Raw genomic sequence first — 14980 nt, 5'->3', positions numbered from 1 at the left:
GGTCACGCCCATGACCAGCGGATACATCCCGGATGCCACGGACTGGCGGATCCTCGGCGCCCTCCAGGACCAGGGCCGGGCCAGCTTCGCCGAACTCGCCCGGGCCGTGTCCATGTCCGCGTCGGCGGTGACCGAGCGGGTGCGGCGCCTGGAGGAGGCCGGGGTGATCGCCGGCTACACGGCGATCGTCGACCAGGAGCGGCTCGGGCTGCCGATCCTCGCCTTCGTCCGTTTGCGCTACCCCAACGGCAACTACAAGCCCTTCCACGACCTGATCGCCGCCACCCCCGAGGTCTTGGAGGCGCACCATGTGACGGGCGACGACTGCTTCGTCCTGAAGGTCGCCGCCCGGTCCATGCGGCACCTGGAGGAGATCTCCGGGAAGATCGGCGCGCTCGGCTCGGTCACGACGAGCGTCGTCTACTCCTCACCGCTGCCGCGCCGCCCGATCAGCCGCTGAGCGCGTCGCCGCCGGTGCGCAGCCGCACCGCCGAGCCGTGCCGCGCCTTGGTGACCTCCAGCTGGGCCGGGATGCGGCGGCGCAGGTCGCCGACATGGCTGACGATGCCGACGCTGCGGTCCCGTTCCCGGAGCGAGTCCAGGACGTCGAGGACCTCGTCGAGGGTCTGGTCGTCCAGGCTGCCGAAGCCCTCGTCGATGAAGAGGGTGTCGAGGCGGACACCGCCGGCCTCGTCGGTGACGACGTCGGCGAGGCCGAGCGCCAGCGCGAGCGAGGCGAAGAAGGTCTCGCCGCCGGACAGCGTCGCGGTGTCCCGCTCGTTGCCCGTCCAGGCGTCCACCACATGCAGCCCGAGACCGGCCCGCCGGCCGCCGCTGCGGGCGTCGGAGTGCACCAGCGTGTAGCGCCCGGAGGACATCCGCTGCAGCCGGGCCGTGGCGGCGGCGGCGACCTGCTCCAGGCGGGCCGCGAGCACATACGACTCCAGGCGCATCTTCCGCTCGTTCTCGGCGGAGGTCCCGGCGGTCAGTCCCGCGAGCCGCGCCACCCGCTCGTACTCCTCGCGCAGCGGCCCGAGCCGCCGCACCTCCTCGTCGGCCCGCCCGGACAGCCGGTCCAGGGCCTCGCACCGCTCCGTTACGACGGAGAGCGCGGTGGCGGCCTCGCGCAGCGCCCGCTCGGCGCGGGTGTGCGCGGCGCCGGCGGCATCCGGGTCGGCCGGCGGAAGCGCGGCGGCGGCCGCGGTGGCCTCCTCGCCGAGCCGGTCGGCGACGACCGCGGCCTCCGACCGCCAGGCGTCGACGCGCTGCTGCAGGGTGCGCCGGACGGGCTCGTCGAGCAGCGCGGCGGCGGCCTCCGCCGGGTTCGCGAACCCGGCCCGGAAGGCGGCGTCGGCGAGCCGGTCGTCGGCCTCCTTCAGCCCGCGCGCGGCGACCTCGGCGCTCCGCACCGCCTCGGCGGCCCCGGTCAGCAGCCCGATCCGCCGCTCGAGCAGCGTGGCGTACTCGGCCACACTGCCCGACTCCCCCCGCGAGGCCGCCACTTCGGCCTCCAGCTCCGCCTGCTGCCGCTCCAGCGCCTCCCGGTGCGACGTCCGCGCCGCCACCCGCCGCTCAGCCTCCCGCTGCCCGGCCACCCGCTCCTCGTACTCCCGCTCGGCCGAGGCGAGCGCCTCCCGCGCGACATGCGTCTGCCCGGCGAGCGCGTGCGCCTCGGCATGGGCGCGGGAGAGCTCGTCGACGATGCGGGCGAGGTCGGCGACGGTGGGTTCGGGGGACGTGGGCGCGGTGCCGCCGGGCGCCGTGGCGGCGTCGCCGACAGCCTCCGCCCCCGCCAGCACCTCCTGCCGCGCCGCCTCCCATGCCTCCGTCGTCGCCGCCACGCCCGTCTCCGCGGCCGTACGGGCCTCGTCGGCGCGTGTGTAGGCGGCGTAGGCCGCGTCTTCGGCGGTGCGGTCGACATGGTCGGCGGTGGTGCGGGCCGGGGCGGGGTGGGTGGCGGAGCCGCAGACCTGGCAGGGGGCGCCGGGGGTGAGGGCGGCGGCGAGTTCGGCCGCGATGCCGCGCAGGCGGCGGGACTTGACGTCGAGCCAGTGTTCGTGGGCGTCGTTGCGGAGCTCGCGGGCGGCGGTCAGGTGGTCGCGGGCCGTGGCGAGGTCGGCGGCGAGGGTGTCGCGGCGGCGGGCGGCGGAGAGGCGGCGGCGGGCCGGTTCGAGACGGCCGGCGAGCTGTTCGGCGCGGGCGGTGGCGTCCTGGGCGGCCTCGGCGTGCCGTTTGAGCGCGTCGCGGCGGGTCTCCCAGTCGGCCAGCCAGGCGGCGGCGTCCTGGAGGAAGTCCTCGTCGGCGCGGGCCTCGCGGTCCAGGACGGCGCGCTCGGCGGCGAGTTCGGCGCCGCGCTGTTCGGCGCGGCGGGCCGCCTCCAGGCCGCCGAGTTCCTCGCGGAGCCGTCGCTCGACGGCGGAGAGCTGTTCGGTGCCGGCCTCGGCGAGCTCGGTCGGCAGCACGGCGCGGGCCCGGTCGCGGGCGGCGTCGGCGGTGCGGTGGGTGCGCTCGGCGTCCTCGCGCAGGGTGAGCGCGGGGGCGACGCGGTCGGCCTTGAGGGAGCGGTCGAGGGCCTCCTGCCACTGGTCGCACTGGGGGCGGCGGGCGGCGAGCTCGTCCTGGCGGCGCAGCGCGTCGGCGTGCCGGGCCTGGCGGTCGGCGAGCTCGCGGGCCTCCTCGAACGCGGCGCGGGCGCCGGCCTGGCGCTCCTCGGCGGCGGCGAGCCGGAGCCGGGCGATGTCGAGGGCCTCGCGGGCCTCGCTGCGGGCGAGCGCGGCGCGGGTCTGGACGGCCTCGGCGAGGCCGGGTTCGCCGGGGCGCTCCTCGACGGGGGCGGCCGCGGGCGACTCGGGGCCGGCGGCCTCGGCCATCCGGTGGGCGAGCGCGAGCAGCCGCTCGTCACCGGCGCCGACCTCCCGCTCGGCGGCCTTGCGCAGCTCGGCGAGCCGGTCCTCGACGGCCGCGAAGCGGCGGGTGTCGAAGAGCCGGCCGAGGAGCTTGCCGCGGGCCTCGGCGTCGGCGCGCAGGAAGCGCGCGAAGTCGCCCTGGGGCAGCAGCACGACCTGGCAGAACTGGTCCCGGCTCATGCCGAGGAGCTGGGTGATCTCCTCGCCGATCTCCTGGTGGGAGCGGCTGAGCCCCTTCCAGGTGCCGGTGTCGGCGTCGTACTCGCGCAGCGTGCTCTGGGCCTTCTCGGTCGTGAAGCCGCCGCCGCGCTTCTTGGGGCGCAGCTGCGCCGGGCTCCTGGTGATCTCCAGGCGCCGCTCCCCCACGGTGAGTTCGAGCGTGACCTCGGTGGTGGTGCCGCTCGGCGCGTGGTCGCTGCGGAGCACGGACCCGGGGCTCTGGCGGGCGCCGGGGACGGAGCCGTACAGCGCGAAGCAGACGGCGTCGAGGACGGAGGTCTTGCCGGCGCCGGTGGGTCCGTGGAGCAGGAAGAGGCCGGCCGACGACAGGGTGTCGAAGTCGATCTCCTGGGCGGTGCCGAACGGGCCGAAGGCGGTGACGACGAGGCGGTGGAGTCTCACCGGCCCACCTCGCGCTCGCGGCGGGCCGAGTCGACCCGGACGTCGTCGAAGGCGCCGTACAGCACGCCGCGTTCCGCGCTGTCCGGGCCGGCGCCGCCGCGTACATGGGCCACGAAGTCCTCCGCGATCTGCTGGTCGCTGCGGTCGCGCAGCCGGGTGGCGTAGGAGAGCGCGGGGTCGTCTTCGGTGCGCTCGGGGTCGAAGACCAGGTGGAGGGTGTGCGGGAAGCGCTCGCCGAGCCGGGCCATGGGTTCGGCGGGCCGCGCCGGGTCGGTGAGGGTGGCCTCGATCCAGGAGTCCTCGTGGCGGGCGAGCTCCGGGTCGGCCAGCAGGTCTTCGAGGCGGCCGCGGATCCGGGCGAGCGGGCGCGGTACGGGGCAGTCGATCCGCTCGGCGGTGTCCATGGCGCCGTCCGGGCCGAGGTCGATCAGCCACATGGTCTTGCGGTGGTCGGTCTCGGAGAAGGAGTAGGCGAGCGGGGAGCCGGAGTAGCGCACCCGCTCGGTGAGGGTCTGGCTGCCGTGGAGGTGGCCGAGGGCCACGTAGTCGACGCCGTCGAAGACTCCGGCGGGCACGGCGGCGACGCCGCCGACGGTGATGTCGCGCTCGCTGTCGCTGACCTCGCCGCCAGCCACGAAGGCGTGCGCGAGGACGACGGAGCGGGTGGCTTCGGGGCGGGTGGCGAGGTCGGCGCGGACCCGGTCCATGGCGGCGGAGAGCACCGCCTCGTGTCCTGCCCTGGCGGCGCCGAACTGCTCGCGCACCAGGGCCGGTTCGAGGTAGGGCAGGCCGTAGAGGGCGACGTCGCCGTGGGCGTCGGCGAGCAGCACCGGCGTGCCCGCCCCGGCGGGGTCGGTGCGCAGGTGGATGCCGGCGCGCTCGATGAGGCCGGCGCCGACGCCGAGGCGGCGGGCCGAGTCGTGGTTCCCGGAGATCATCACGGTGGGCACGCCCGCGTCGGCGAGGCGGTGCAGGGCGGTGTCGAAGAGTTCGACGGCGGTGAGCGGGGGCACGGCGCGGTCGTAGACGTCGCCGGCGACGAGCACCGCGTCCACCTCGCGCTCGCGCACCGTCGCCACCAGGTGGTCGAGGAACGCGGCCTGGGCGTCGAGCAGGGCGACCCGGTGGAACGAACGCCCCAGGTGCCAGTCCGACGTGTGCAGAAGCCTCATGATCCCTGAGCGTATCGGTGGGGTGTGACAGACCCGGCCGGAACGGCGGAAGAGGTACGGAGCCGGCCTCGGCCGACGTGCCTGTGCGGGTGCCGGTCAGGCATCGCCGTACGCCTCGCCGCCGAGTTCGAGGCTCGCCTCGCCGGCGGTGGCGTCGGCGAGCCAGGCCGTGAAGTCCGTCACGTCCGCGTCGGGGAGCCCGATCTCGATGGTGACGGCGGCTCCGTAGGTGACCTCGCGCACCGAGCGGCCGGTGGACCGCAGGTCGTTCTGCAGCTTGCCGGCCCGCTGGTGGTCGACGGTCACGGTGGCGAGCCGGTAGCGGCGCCGGGTGATCGTGCCGAGGGCGTCCAGGGCCTCGCCGACCACGCCGCCGTAGGCGCGGATGAGGCCGCCGGCGCCGAGTTTCACGCCGCCGTAGTAGCGGGTGACGACGGCGACGACGTAGCGCATGTCACGGCGCAGCAGCATCTGGAGCATGGGCACGCCCGCGGTGCCGCCGGGTTCGCCGTCGTCGGAGGCCTTCTGCACGGAGGCGTCGGCGCCGATGACGTACGCGAAGCAGTTGTGGGTGGCGGTGGGGTGTTCGCGGCGGATCCGCGCGACGAACTCCTGGGCCTCCTCCTCGGTGGCGACGGGCGCGAGCGCGCAGATGAAGCGCGATCGGTTGATCTCGGACTCGTGGACGCCCTCGCCGGCGAGCGTGCGGTACTGCTCCTGCATCCCGCCAGCCTATGCGCCCGGCGGGCGCCTCCCGCGCACGCCCCGGTCCGCGCGGAACGCCGGAGGGGGCGGGAATGACCGAGGGTCACGGTGTGTTCACCATCGACGACCGGATCGTTTCACGGAAAGGGCAGTGTGTGATGAGCGTCGAGTCCATGACCACCGAGGCGGAGACCGTGCGCCGCATCCTCACCGAGAGCGGCGACACATGGGCGGTGGTGGGCCTGTCCAACAACCGGATGCGCGCGGCGTACGGAGTGGCCCAGACCCTCCAGCGCTTCGGCAAGCGGATCGTGCCGGTGCACCCGAAGGCGGAGACGGTGCACGGGGAGCAGGGGTACGCGTCGCTGGCGGACATCCCGTTCCCGGTCGACGTCGTCGACGTGTTCGTGAACAGCGAGCTCGCGGGCGCCGTCGCCGACCAGGCCGTCGAGATCGGCGCCAAGGCGGTGTGGTTCCAGCTCGACGTGATAGACGAGGCCGCCTACGAGCGCACCCGGGCGGCCGGTCTCGACATGGTGATGCACCGCTGTCCCGCGATCGAGATCCCGAAGCTCGGCTGACCCGCCCGGTGCGCGCCCTTCGGCCCCCGCCCTCTCATCCCCGGCGGCGAGCTCGTCCGGCCCCGGCCCGTCAGCCCTCGACGCCGAGGCCTTCGAGGACGACGGCGCCGGGGAGTTCGGCGAAGGCCTTGCCGGGGACGATGAGCTTGCCGCGGCGGCGGCCGCTGCCGATCAGCACCCACGGGGTGTCGACGACGGTGGCGTCGACCAGGACCGGCCAGTCGGCCGGGAGGCCGATGGGGGTGATGCCGCCGTACTCCATGCCGGTGTCGCCGGTGGCGGTCTCCATGGGCGCGAAGCGCACCTTGCGGGAGCCGAGTTCCTTGCGGACCACGCCGTTGACGTCGATCCGGGTCGCGGAGCGGACCACGCACGCGGCCAGGGTGGTGGTGTCGCCGCGCTTTCCGGCGACGATCACACAGTTCGCGGACTCCTCCAGGAGGCGCGGTCCGTAGTGCTCGACGAACACGGCGGTGTCGGCCACGTCCGGGTCGGTGTCCACGTAGAGGAGCTGGTCGGCCGGCACGGCGCCGGTCCAGGCGCGGACCGCCGCGGCGACGGGGGCGGTGAGCAGGTCGAGGCAGTCGGGAGCGGGGCGGACGTCGTCGAAGGTGCCGATGGGAGCGCGCATGCCCGGCACCGTAACAAGTGCGCGCCGGGGCACGGGCGTTCGTCTCAGCGTACGGGCGGGATGGAGACGGCCATCGTCATCTCGACCGTCTCGGTGCCCTCGTTGCGGTAGGCGTGCGGCACATTGCTCTCGAAGACGGCGGAGGTGCCTGCCGGGATGAGGTGGTCCTCGCCGTCCACTTCGAGGGTGAGGGTGCCGGCGGTGACGTGCAGGAGTTCCGTGGTGCCGTCGGGGTGCGGGTCGGAGGCGCTGCCGTCGCCGGGCATGAGGGTCCAGTGCCACAGCTCCAGCGGGCCGCGGGCCTCGGTGCCGGCGAGCAGGGTGGTGTGGCTGCCGGTGGAGGTGGACCACATACGGACGGCCTGTTCCGGTGGCACGAGCCGGACGTGCGGGCCCTGCTCGTAGTCGAGCAGCGTGGTGATCGAGACACCGAGTGCGTCGGCGAGCTTGACCGTGGTGCCGACGCTGGGGTTGGTGCGGGCCTGCTCGATCTGGATGATCATGCCGCGGCTGACTCCGGCCCGGGCGGCGAGCGCGTCCAGGGTGAAGCCGCGCTCGTTGCGCCAGCGCCTCAGGTTGCGGGCGAGCGACTGGGTGAGCTGGTCGAGGTCCGACACGTACCGTCCAATATGATGAATGACAGAGTCCAACAGGTTGTACTACCGTGTGGTGCACCCCATTGTTCACCGCACTGTACTGCGAGGCACTCCCGATGACCGCACTGACGGCGCTGTTCGCCCTGGGCACCAGTCTGCTCTGGGGCCTCGCCGACTTCGGCGGCGGTCTGCTGACCCGCCGCTTCCCCGCCCTGACCGTGGTCGTGGTCTCGCAGTCGATCGCCGTCGTCGTCCTCGGCGCCGTGGTGCTCGCCACCGGCGCGTTCGACGAGGCCGGTCCCCTGCTCTGGTACGCGGTGGCGGCAGGCGTGGTCGGACCCGTCGCGATGCTCGCCTTCTACAAGGCGCTGGCGCTCGGCCCGATGGGCGTGGTCTCCCCGCTGGGCTCGCTCGGCGTGGTGGTCCCGGTCGGGGTGGGCCTGCTGCTCGGCGACCGGCCCGGCCTGCTGCAGTTCGCGGGCATCGCCGTGGCCGTCGTCGGCGTGGTCCTCGCGGGCGGCCCCGAACTGCGGGGCGCGCCGGTGCAGCGGCAGGCGGTGCTGCTCACCCTGCTGGCGGCCTTCGGCTTCGGTGCCGTGATGGCGCTGATCTCCGAGGCGTCCACCACCGTCACCGGCCTCTTCCTCGCGCTGTTCGTGCAGCGCGTCACCAATGTCGTGGTCGGCGGCGCTGCCCTGTGGGTGTCCGTCCGACGCGGCGGCCGGGCACTGCCCGGGGACGGCGGCGGCCTGCGGGCGATCGCCGTCTCGCTGCCCGCGCTCGCCTTCGTCGGACTCGCGGACGTCGCGGCGAACGGCACGTACGCGCTGGCCGCGCAGCGGGGCCCGGTCACGGTGGCCGCGGTGCTCGCGTCCCTCTACCCGGTGGTGACGGCGCTCGCCGCGCGCGGCGTGCTGAAGGAACGGCTGCGGGCGGTGCAGGCGGCGGGCGCGGGCCTGGCCCTGGTCGGCACGGTCCTGCTCGCCACGGGCTGAGGCGCGAAGCGCCGGGACCCTGAAGCACGGCGAGGCCGGAAGGGCGGGGAGCCGGGACCCGGAAGCACGTCGAGGCGGAAGCGCGGGGAGGCCGGGGCCGGATGCACGGCAGCGCCGGGGCCCGGAAGCACAGCGCGGGCCGGGGCTCAGCTCTCCAGGTTCGCCAGCTCGTCCAGTTCGTCGAGGCCCAGGCCCGCGAGCGCGGCGAGCTGCTCGGACGTGATGCCCTCGGGCAGCGGCCGGGGCGCGGGGGTGCGCAGCGGCGGCTGCCAGCCCTTCTCGGGGTCGTAGGAGCGGACCACCTTGGCCGGGGCGCCGGCCACCACCGCGTGGTCGGGCACCTCGCCGCGTACGACCGCGCCGGCGGCGACCACGACGTTCCGGCCGATCCGGGCGCCGGGCAGGATCACGGCGCCGGTGCCGAGCCAGCAGCCGGGGCCTATGCGGACCGGCTCGGAGCGCGGCCACTGACGGCCGATCGGCACGTCGGGGTCGTCGTAACTGTGGTTGGTCGAGGTGATGTAGACGTACGGCCCGCAGTAGGTGTCGGAGCCGATGCTGATCGGCGCGTCGGCGATGACATGGCTGCCGCGGCCGAGGACGACGCCGTCGCCGAGGGTCAGCACGGTGTCCGTGCCGAGGTCGAGGTCCGGCAGCATGCCGGCGGTCAGGGTGACCTGCTCGGCGATGATGCAGCAGGCGCCGATCTCGATCCACTGCTCGCCGAAGACGGTGCCCTGCGGGAACGCGAGCCGGGTGCCCTCGCCGAGGGCGCGGAAGCGCAGCCGTCCCGGGTGCTCGGCGGTGACCGCCCCCGCCTGCTGGATCCGGCGCCATCCGCCCTGCAGGGCGCGGGCGACCACACGGCGCCGCCAGGCGGTCAGAGAGGAGAACGTGTTTCGGTTCCGGGGCACCCGGACACCGTAGTCGGCGGTGTCGTCGCTGATCAGTGCGGTGCGCTGTGATGTCCGTCATGGGCCGCGGGATGTCCGTCATGGGCCGCGGCTACGCTTCGCGGGACGGCGCGACCGACCGGACGAACGACTGAAGAGCGAAGCAGGAGCGAGACGATGGCAGAGACGACGGACGTGTCCGGGGCGTTGATCCGGGGCGTGGGCGGCAAGGAGCCGGTGGTCGACCCGACGGCCTTCACGGCGCCGACCTCGGTGGTGCTCGGCGAGGTCACCCTCGGGCCGCGCGCCAGCGTCTGGTACCACACGGTGCTGCGGGCGGACTGCGGGCCGATCGAGGTCGGCGAGGACGCGAACGTGCAGGACAACTGCACCGTGCACGTCGACCCGGGCTTCCCGGTGAAGATCGGCGCGCGGGTGACCATCGGTCACAACGCCACCGTGCACGGCTGCACCATCGAGGACGACGTGCTGGTCGGCATGGGCGCCACGGTCCTCAACGGGGCCCGGATCGGCGCCGGTTCGCTGATCGCGGCGCAGGCGCTGGTCCCCCAGGGCATGGAGGTGCCGCCCGGTTCGCTGGTCGCGGGCGTGCCCGCGAAGGTGCGGCGGCCCCTGACCGAGGAGGAGCAGGCGGGCATCCGCCTGAACGCGGAGATGTACCTGCACCTCGCCAAGGCCCACGCCGAGGCGTTCGGCGACTAGCGAGGCAGGGCGGGGGCGGGGGCCGCAAGGCCCCCCGGGCCGCCGGCCGCTACTCGGCGGCGGCGCTCACCGTGCCGGCCGCCTCCGACCGGGCCTGGGCGGCCGCGGCCGCCTTCTTGGCGCGGTTCTTGATGATCAGCATCGAGGCGAGCCCGATCAGCACGGCGAGCACCAGACCGAGCCAGGAGAAGCGCTTGAGCCAGGCCTCGGCGACGATGCCCACGGAGTAGATGACGGCCGTGGTGCCGCCGGCCCAGAGGATGCCGCCGAAGACGTTGGCGATCAGGAACTTCCAGTACGGCATGCGCAGGACGCCCGCGAGCGGGCCGGCGAAGATCCGCAGCAGGGCGACGAAGCGGCCGAAGAAGACCGCCCACATGCCCCACTTCTCGAAGGAGCGCTCGGCGAGCCCGATGTTGGCCTCGCTGAAGTGCTTGGGGAACTTCTTCCCGAGCCTGGTGAGCAGCGGCCGGCCGCCCTTGCGGCCGATCGCGTAGCCGATGGAGTCGCCGACGATCGCGCCGACGCTGGCGCAGGCGCCCAGGACGTACGGATTGATGTCGCCGTGCTGGGAGGCGAGCAGCGCCGAGCTCACGAGGACGATCTCGCCGGGCAGCGGGATGCCCAGGCTCTCGACCCCGATCACCACCCCGACCAGTGCGTAGACGGCGACCGCGGGGATCGTCTCCAGCCATTCCTGGACGTGCACGCGGATTCCTCTCCCGTTGGGTGGCGATGGGGTCTGGGCAGCCTACCCCGGCGGTGGTGCGAGACCCCTAAGCCCGGATGGCGGCCCGGGCGCGGAGCGGGAGGTTCCGGGACGAGCGGCCGACGTGGATCTCGCGGCGGCCGGTGCCGAGGACCCAGTCGTGCCGGGCGCTGTCCCAGGAGGAGAGGGTACGGGCGGTGACGCGCACCGTGATCCGGCGGTGCTCGCCGGGGGCGAGGGTGAGGCGCCGGTAGCCGGCGAGGATCCGGCGGGGCTGGTCGATGCCGAGGGCCGCGAGGTCGGGCGAGGGCCCGGCGTAGACCTGGGCCACGTCGACACCCGCACGGGTGCCGGTGTTGACGACGCTGAAGGTGACGTCGAGTCCGCCGGCGGCCGGGACGACGACCAGTCCCGCGTACCGGAAGGTCGTGTACGACAGGCCGTGGCCGAACGGGAAGAGCGGGGTGACGTCCTGCGCGTCGTACCAGCGGTGGCCTACGTGGACGCCCTCGCCGTACTCCTCCACGCCGCCCTGCCCGGGGTAGCGGCTCGGGTCCCCGGCGGTGGGGTGGGCGTCCTCGGTGCGCGGGAAGGTCTGGGTGAGCCGGCCGCCCGGGTCGGCGTCGCCGAACAGCACGGCGGCGGTCGCGGGGCCGCCCTCCTGGCCGGGGTAGTACATCTGCAGCACGGCGCCGGTGGTCTCCAGCCACGGCATGGTGACGGCGGACGAGGTGTTCAGCACCACGGTGGTCCGGGGGTTGACGGCGGTCACGGCCTCGATCAGGGCCTCCTGGCCGCCGGGCAGCGCGAGACCGGTGCGGTCGCGGCCCTCGGTCGCGTCCTCGTAGGCGAAGAGCACCACGCTGCCGGCGGCGCGCGCGGCGGCGACGGCGGCGTCCCGGTCGGCGGTCCGGGTGGCGGTGTTGGCGGCGCGCAGCCGGAAGCGCTGGCCGCCCGTGCCGCCGTGGGCGGTGACGGCGAGCCGGTGGGTGCCCGCCGCGAGCCGCAGGTCTGCGCTGTGCAGGGCCAGTCCGTCGGGGGCACGGCCGCCGAGCCCGCCGGTGAAGTACTCGGCGACGCCCGCCTTGAACGGGAAGAGTTCGGCACCGTCGAGGAGCACGGTGGGGCGCCTGCCGCTGTAGTGGACGAAGAGGCTCCAGTCCTGGTCGGCGGTGGTGGTGAAGGTGCCCTCGTAGCGCCAGGTCTCTCCGGCGGCGACGCCGACCTCCTCGAAGGCGCGGGCGGGTTCGAGGCTCGCGCCGGCGGTGGGCAGCGACGTGCCGAAGACGTCCTCGCCGAGCGCGTACGTGACCGTGGCACCGGCGCCGGCGCGGGCCCGCAGGGCGTCGAGCGGGCTGGTGGCGGCGTCCGGGACGACATGGGCGCTGCCGCCTCCGCCGACGAAGGGCACGGAGCCGGTGGGGCCGATCACGGCGATCGAGCGGGCGGCCGGGCCGGTGAGCGGCAGGGTCCGGTTCGCGTTGCGGAGCAGGGTGGCGCCGGCGGTGGCGACCCGGAGGGCGAGCCGCGCGCCGGCGCTCGCGTCGCGCGCGGGCCGTGCGGCGGGCACGTCGAGGAGCCCGAAGCGCTCCCGTACGGTCAGGACGCGGCGGACGGCGGTGTCGACGACGGCCTGGTCGATCCGCCCGTCGCGCACGGCGGCGCGCAGGGCGGCGCCGTAGTGGGCGCCGCGCGGCATCTCCATGTCGCAGCCGGCGGTGAGGGCGGGCACGGTGGAGTGGACGGCGCCCCAGTCGCTCATGACCCAGCCGTCGAATCCCCACCGGTCGCGCAGGATGTCGCTCAGCAGGACCCGGCTCTCGGTGGCGTGCAGGCCGTCGACCTTGTTGTACGCGGCCATGACGGCGCCCACGCCGGCGGTGACGGCGGCCTCGAAGCCGCGCAGTTCGGTCTCGTGCAGGGTCTGTTCGCCGGCGCGGACGTCGACGGACAGGCGGTCGCGTTCCTGGTTGTTGAGCGCGAGGTGCTTGACGGTGGCGACCAGGCCCTCGGCCTGGATGCCGCGGATCTCCTCGGCGACGAGGTCGGCGGAGAGCAGCGGATCCTCGGAGAAGGTCTCGAAGTTGCGCCCGGCGTACGGGGTGCGGATGAGGTTGACCATCGGCGAGAGCAGCACGTCCTGGCCGAGCGCGCGCCCCTCGTGGCCGATGACCCGGCCGTAGGCGCGGGCGAGTCCGGGGTCGAAGGCGGCGGCGAGCATCACGGGCGCGGGCAGCGCGGTGGCGGTCCTCGGGAGCCGGACGCCGGCGGGACCGTCGGCGAGCCGCAGCGGCGGGATGCCGAGCCGGGGCACGCCGGGGACGTAGCCGGCCTGGCCGAGCCGTTCGGGGTCGGCGGCACCGTGCAGCAGGGCGGTCTTCTCGTCGAGGGTGAGGCGGGCGAGGAGGCCCTCGACCCGGCCCTCGGCTCGGTCCTCGCCCCGGCCCGCCGGCCCGCGCGCCGGGCGGCGGCCGGGCGCGGCGCCGGCGGTGGGGACGCCACCGGGCGGGGCGAGGGTGAGGGCGGCGGCGCCCGCGAGCGCGAGCAGCAGGCGCCGCCGGGAGAGCCGGCGGCGCGGAACGGGAGCGGCGGAGGTGTCCGGTCGGGCCGGGGTGGGAACGTGGGGCACGGCGCGCTCCTTCGTACCGGCATGATTCCGTTGATCATGCGCTGGTCGCACTATGCGTGACGGTCCGTCGGATTCCGTTTCGACGTGCCGACCATGAGGATGTGTCGAGGTGTCGAGGTGTCGAAGTGCAGACGCACAGACGCACAGACGCGCAGACGCGCAGACGTGTGGCCGTGTGGCCGTGCGGCGCCGTGCCGGGGGCGCTCCTTGTGACACCCCTGTGACCGGAAGTGTGGCTTCCCTCACAGGCGCGCGATGTCCGCCCTGGTGGGATGACCGGATGACGAAGCGCACCACCGCCCTGCCGGTCCTCGCCGCGACCGCCCTGCTGCTCGCCGCCTGCGGGCCTCAGCCCGCGGGCCTCGGGGGCGTCGAGACGGGCGGGCGCGCGCCGGGGGCGCCGTCGGCGAGGCCGGTGGACGACCCGGGCGAGGACGGCGTACGGATCACCTCGCTGACCCTGCCGCCGCCCTCGCCCTCGCCCTCGTCCCCGTCGTCGGCGGCCGGCGGCCCGGTCACCGCCGGCCGGCTCCCCGCGGACTCGGGGATCTCCGCCGCGTACGAGGTCACCAACACGGGCTCCGAGACCCTGACCTACACGGCGGTCTTCACCTTCACGGACTCGGCGGGCGGGGCGATGTCCAGCCGGACCGTGACCGTGCGGGACGTCGGTCCGGGAAGGACGGTGCGGGGGACGGTACGGGCCGGGGAACTGCCGCCTGGCACACCGCGGGTGACGGGGGCGAAGGTCCTCAAGGTGACCAAGGTCCCGGCGGGCGAGGACGGCGCCTGTCCCCCGTCCGGCGTGCGGGTCTACGCCGACCAGGGCGACGCGGCGATGGGACTGCGCGTCGTGGGCCTGCACCTGGAGAACTGCGGCACGCGCGACTACACCGTGGAGGGCTATCCGCTCCTGGAGCTCCTGGACTCCGGCATGAAGCCGGTCGACGGCATCACGGTCCTGAAGGGCAGCGGGCAGATCACCACCGGCGCCGGCCCGGACGAGCCGCCGCGGCGGGTCGTGCTGCGACCCACCGAGGCGGCGACCGCGAGCCTGGTCTGGCGCAACACCACGGAGGCGGGCACGGCGGTGACCGTGCCCCACGTACGGGTCCGGGCGAAGGCGGGCGCCGATCCGGTGACGGTGACGCCGGACCTCGACCTCGGCACGACGGGCCGGCTCGGGGTCAGGCCGTGGAGGAAGGCGGAACGCCCGGGCGCGTCCGCGGGCTGACGGCCCCGGTCGCCACGGGCGCCGCGGGGAACGTCAGGGGATCACTTCCACAGACACTGCCACAGACCCCGGCGGGTCATTTCCCCAGACCGCGGGGGTCACCTCCCTGACCCCTGCGACTCACTTCCCCTGGCCGTTGGGCCGCAGGGTCCACAGGACCGTCATCTCGCCGGTGACGGCGCCGTCCTCGCGGGTGATCGCGATGTGGACGGGGAACTCGGGGCGGGCGCCCGCGTCGAGCTCGGCGACGACCTCGGCGGCCGGGCGGCCCAGGGTCGCGGTGGCGGTGACGACGCCCATGGCGAGCTTCTTGTAGGCGATGTCGGCGTTCACGGCGAGCGGGACGGCGCGGCCCAGCTGGTCGCCGAAGGCGGCCAGGACGATGGCGCCGCTGGCGGACTCGGCGAGGGTGAACATGGCGCCGGCGTGCGGGCCGCCGACGTGGTTGTGGTAGTCCGGCTGGTCCGGCAGGCGCACGACGGCGCGCTCGGCGGTGGTCTCCAGGAACTCCAGGTTGAGGGTCCTGGCCATGGGCACCGTGGCGGCGAGCATCTCGCCGACGGTCATCTGGTCTGCGCTCATGGG

At 74.8% G+C, this 14980-nt stretch carries 14 protein-coding genes; 5 read left to right on the top strand and 9 right to left on the bottom strand.

The genetic code is table 11. The features are described 5' to 3' along the window. Window positions 1-10: 10 nt before the first annotated feature. Window positions 11-460 carry an Lrp/AsnC family transcriptional regulator gene (locus AB0M18_RS19260; protein ID WP_365759448.1) on the top strand — a complete coding sequence of 150 codons (450 nt, stop codon included), beginning with the start codon at window positions 11-13 and terminating at the stop codon, window positions 458-460. On the opposite strand, the gene AB0M18_RS19255 is transcribed toward AB0M18_RS19260, so the two are convergent. From AB0M18_RS19255 to AB0M18_RS19245, 3 genes are all read right to left on the bottom strand, one after another. Continuing rightward, a complete protein-coding gene (locus AB0M18_RS19255) occupies window positions 450-3527 on the bottom strand; it encodes an SMC family ATPase (protein WP_365759447.1) in 3078 nt (1025 codons plus the stop codon). The two genes, AB0M18_RS19260 and AB0M18_RS19255, sit on opposite strands and share 11 nt — an antisense overlap. Next, entirely contained in the window at window positions 3524-4699 is a 1176-nt protein-coding gene (locus tag AB0M18_RS19250; RefSeq protein ID WP_365759445.1) for an exonuclease SbcCD subunit D, read from the bottom strand. The genes AB0M18_RS19255 and AB0M18_RS19250 overlap by 4 nt, the downstream gene beginning before the upstream one ends. A gap of 96 nt (window positions 4700-4795) precedes the next feature. Then, complete coding sequence (locus AB0M18_RS19245) at window positions 4796-5422, bottom strand: YigZ family protein (protein WP_365759443.1); 627 nt, start codon at window positions 5420-5422, stop codon at window positions 4796-4798. A 155-nt stretch (window positions 5423-5577) separates the two neighbouring features. Between AB0M18_RS19245 and AB0M18_RS19240 the strand changes: the two genes are divergently transcribed. Next, complete coding sequence (locus AB0M18_RS19240) at window positions 5578-5985, top strand: CoA-binding protein (protein ID WP_365759739.1); 408 nt, start codon at window positions 5578-5580, stop codon at window positions 5983-5985. A gap of 70 nt (window positions 5986-6055) precedes the next feature. Here the strand turns inward: AB0M18_RS19240 and AB0M18_RS19235 are convergent, their stop codons facing one another. Both AB0M18_RS19235 and AB0M18_RS19230 read right to left on the bottom strand, forming a co-directional pair. Continuing rightward, entirely contained in the window at window positions 6056-6616 is a 561-nt protein-coding gene (locus AB0M18_RS19235) for a YbaK/EbsC family protein (RefSeq protein ID WP_365759441.1), read from the bottom strand. Between the two features lie 44 nt (window positions 6617-6660). Then, on the bottom strand, window positions 6661-7233 hold the full coding sequence (locus AB0M18_RS19230; protein WP_365759439.1) for an XRE family transcriptional regulator: 573 nt from the start codon (window positions 7231-7233) through the stop codon (window positions 6661-6663). A 104-nt stretch (window positions 7234-7337) separates the two neighbouring features. On the opposite strand from AB0M18_RS19230, the gene AB0M18_RS19225 reads away from it, so the two are divergent. Beyond that, the gene (locus AB0M18_RS19225) at window positions 7338-8207 is read left to right on the top strand and encodes a DMT family transporter (protein ID WP_365759737.1); all 870 of its coding nucleotides are present in this window, start codon (window positions 7338-7340) and stop codon (window positions 8205-8207) included. Window positions 8208-8353: 146 nt separating this feature from the next. On the opposite strand, the gene AB0M18_RS19220 is transcribed toward AB0M18_RS19225, so the two are convergent. Continuing rightward, window positions 8354-9121 (bottom strand): acyltransferase, encoded by a 768-nt coding sequence (locus AB0M18_RS19220; RefSeq protein WP_365759437.1) that lies wholly within the window; start codon window positions 9119-9121, stop codon window positions 8354-8356. 156 nt (window positions 9122-9277) lie between these two features. Here AB0M18_RS19220 and AB0M18_RS19215 point away from each other — a divergent pair, with 156 nt between their 5' ends. After that, a complete protein-coding gene (locus AB0M18_RS19215) occupies window positions 9278-9823 on the top strand; it encodes a gamma carbonic anhydrase family protein (protein ID WP_365759434.1) in 546 nt (181 codons plus the stop codon). A 49-nt stretch (window positions 9824-9872) separates the two neighbouring features. Here the strand turns inward: AB0M18_RS19215 and AB0M18_RS19210 are convergent, their stop codons facing one another. Continuing rightward, window positions 9873-10532 carry a DedA family protein gene (locus AB0M18_RS19210; RefSeq protein WP_365759432.1) on the bottom strand — a complete coding sequence of 220 codons (660 nt, stop codon included), beginning with the start codon at window positions 10530-10532 and terminating at the stop codon, window positions 9873-9875. A gap of 67 nt (window positions 10533-10599) precedes the next feature. After that, window positions 10600-13161 (bottom strand): beta-glucosidase, encoded by a 2562-nt coding sequence (locus AB0M18_RS19205; protein ID WP_365759430.1) that lies wholly within the window; start codon window positions 13159-13161, stop codon window positions 10600-10602. A 280-nt stretch (window positions 13162-13441) separates the two neighbouring features. Here AB0M18_RS19205 and AB0M18_RS19200 point away from each other — a divergent pair, with 280 nt between their 5' ends. Next, a complete protein-coding gene (locus tag AB0M18_RS19200) occupies window positions 13442-14395 on the top strand; it encodes a DUF4232 domain-containing protein (RefSeq protein ID WP_365759428.1) in 954 nt (317 codons plus the stop codon). A 120-nt stretch (window positions 14396-14515) separates the two neighbouring features. Here AB0M18_RS19200 and AB0M18_RS19195 read toward each other — a convergent pair whose 3' ends face one another. Then, a complete protein-coding gene (locus tag AB0M18_RS19195; RefSeq protein ID WP_365759426.1) occupies window positions 14516-14977 on the bottom strand; it encodes a DUF4442 domain-containing protein in 462 nt (153 codons plus the stop codon). Between the last annotated feature and the right edge of the window lie 3 nt (window positions 14978-14980).

Source organism: Streptomyces sp. NPDC051909, from assembly GCF_040681095.1.
Classification (GTDB): domain Bacteria; phylum Actinomycetota; class Actinomycetes; order Streptomycetales; family Streptomycetaceae; genus Streptomyces.
Note: the sequence above shows the minus strand (reverse complement) of the source record. Positions and strands in the feature narration are given on the sequence as shown.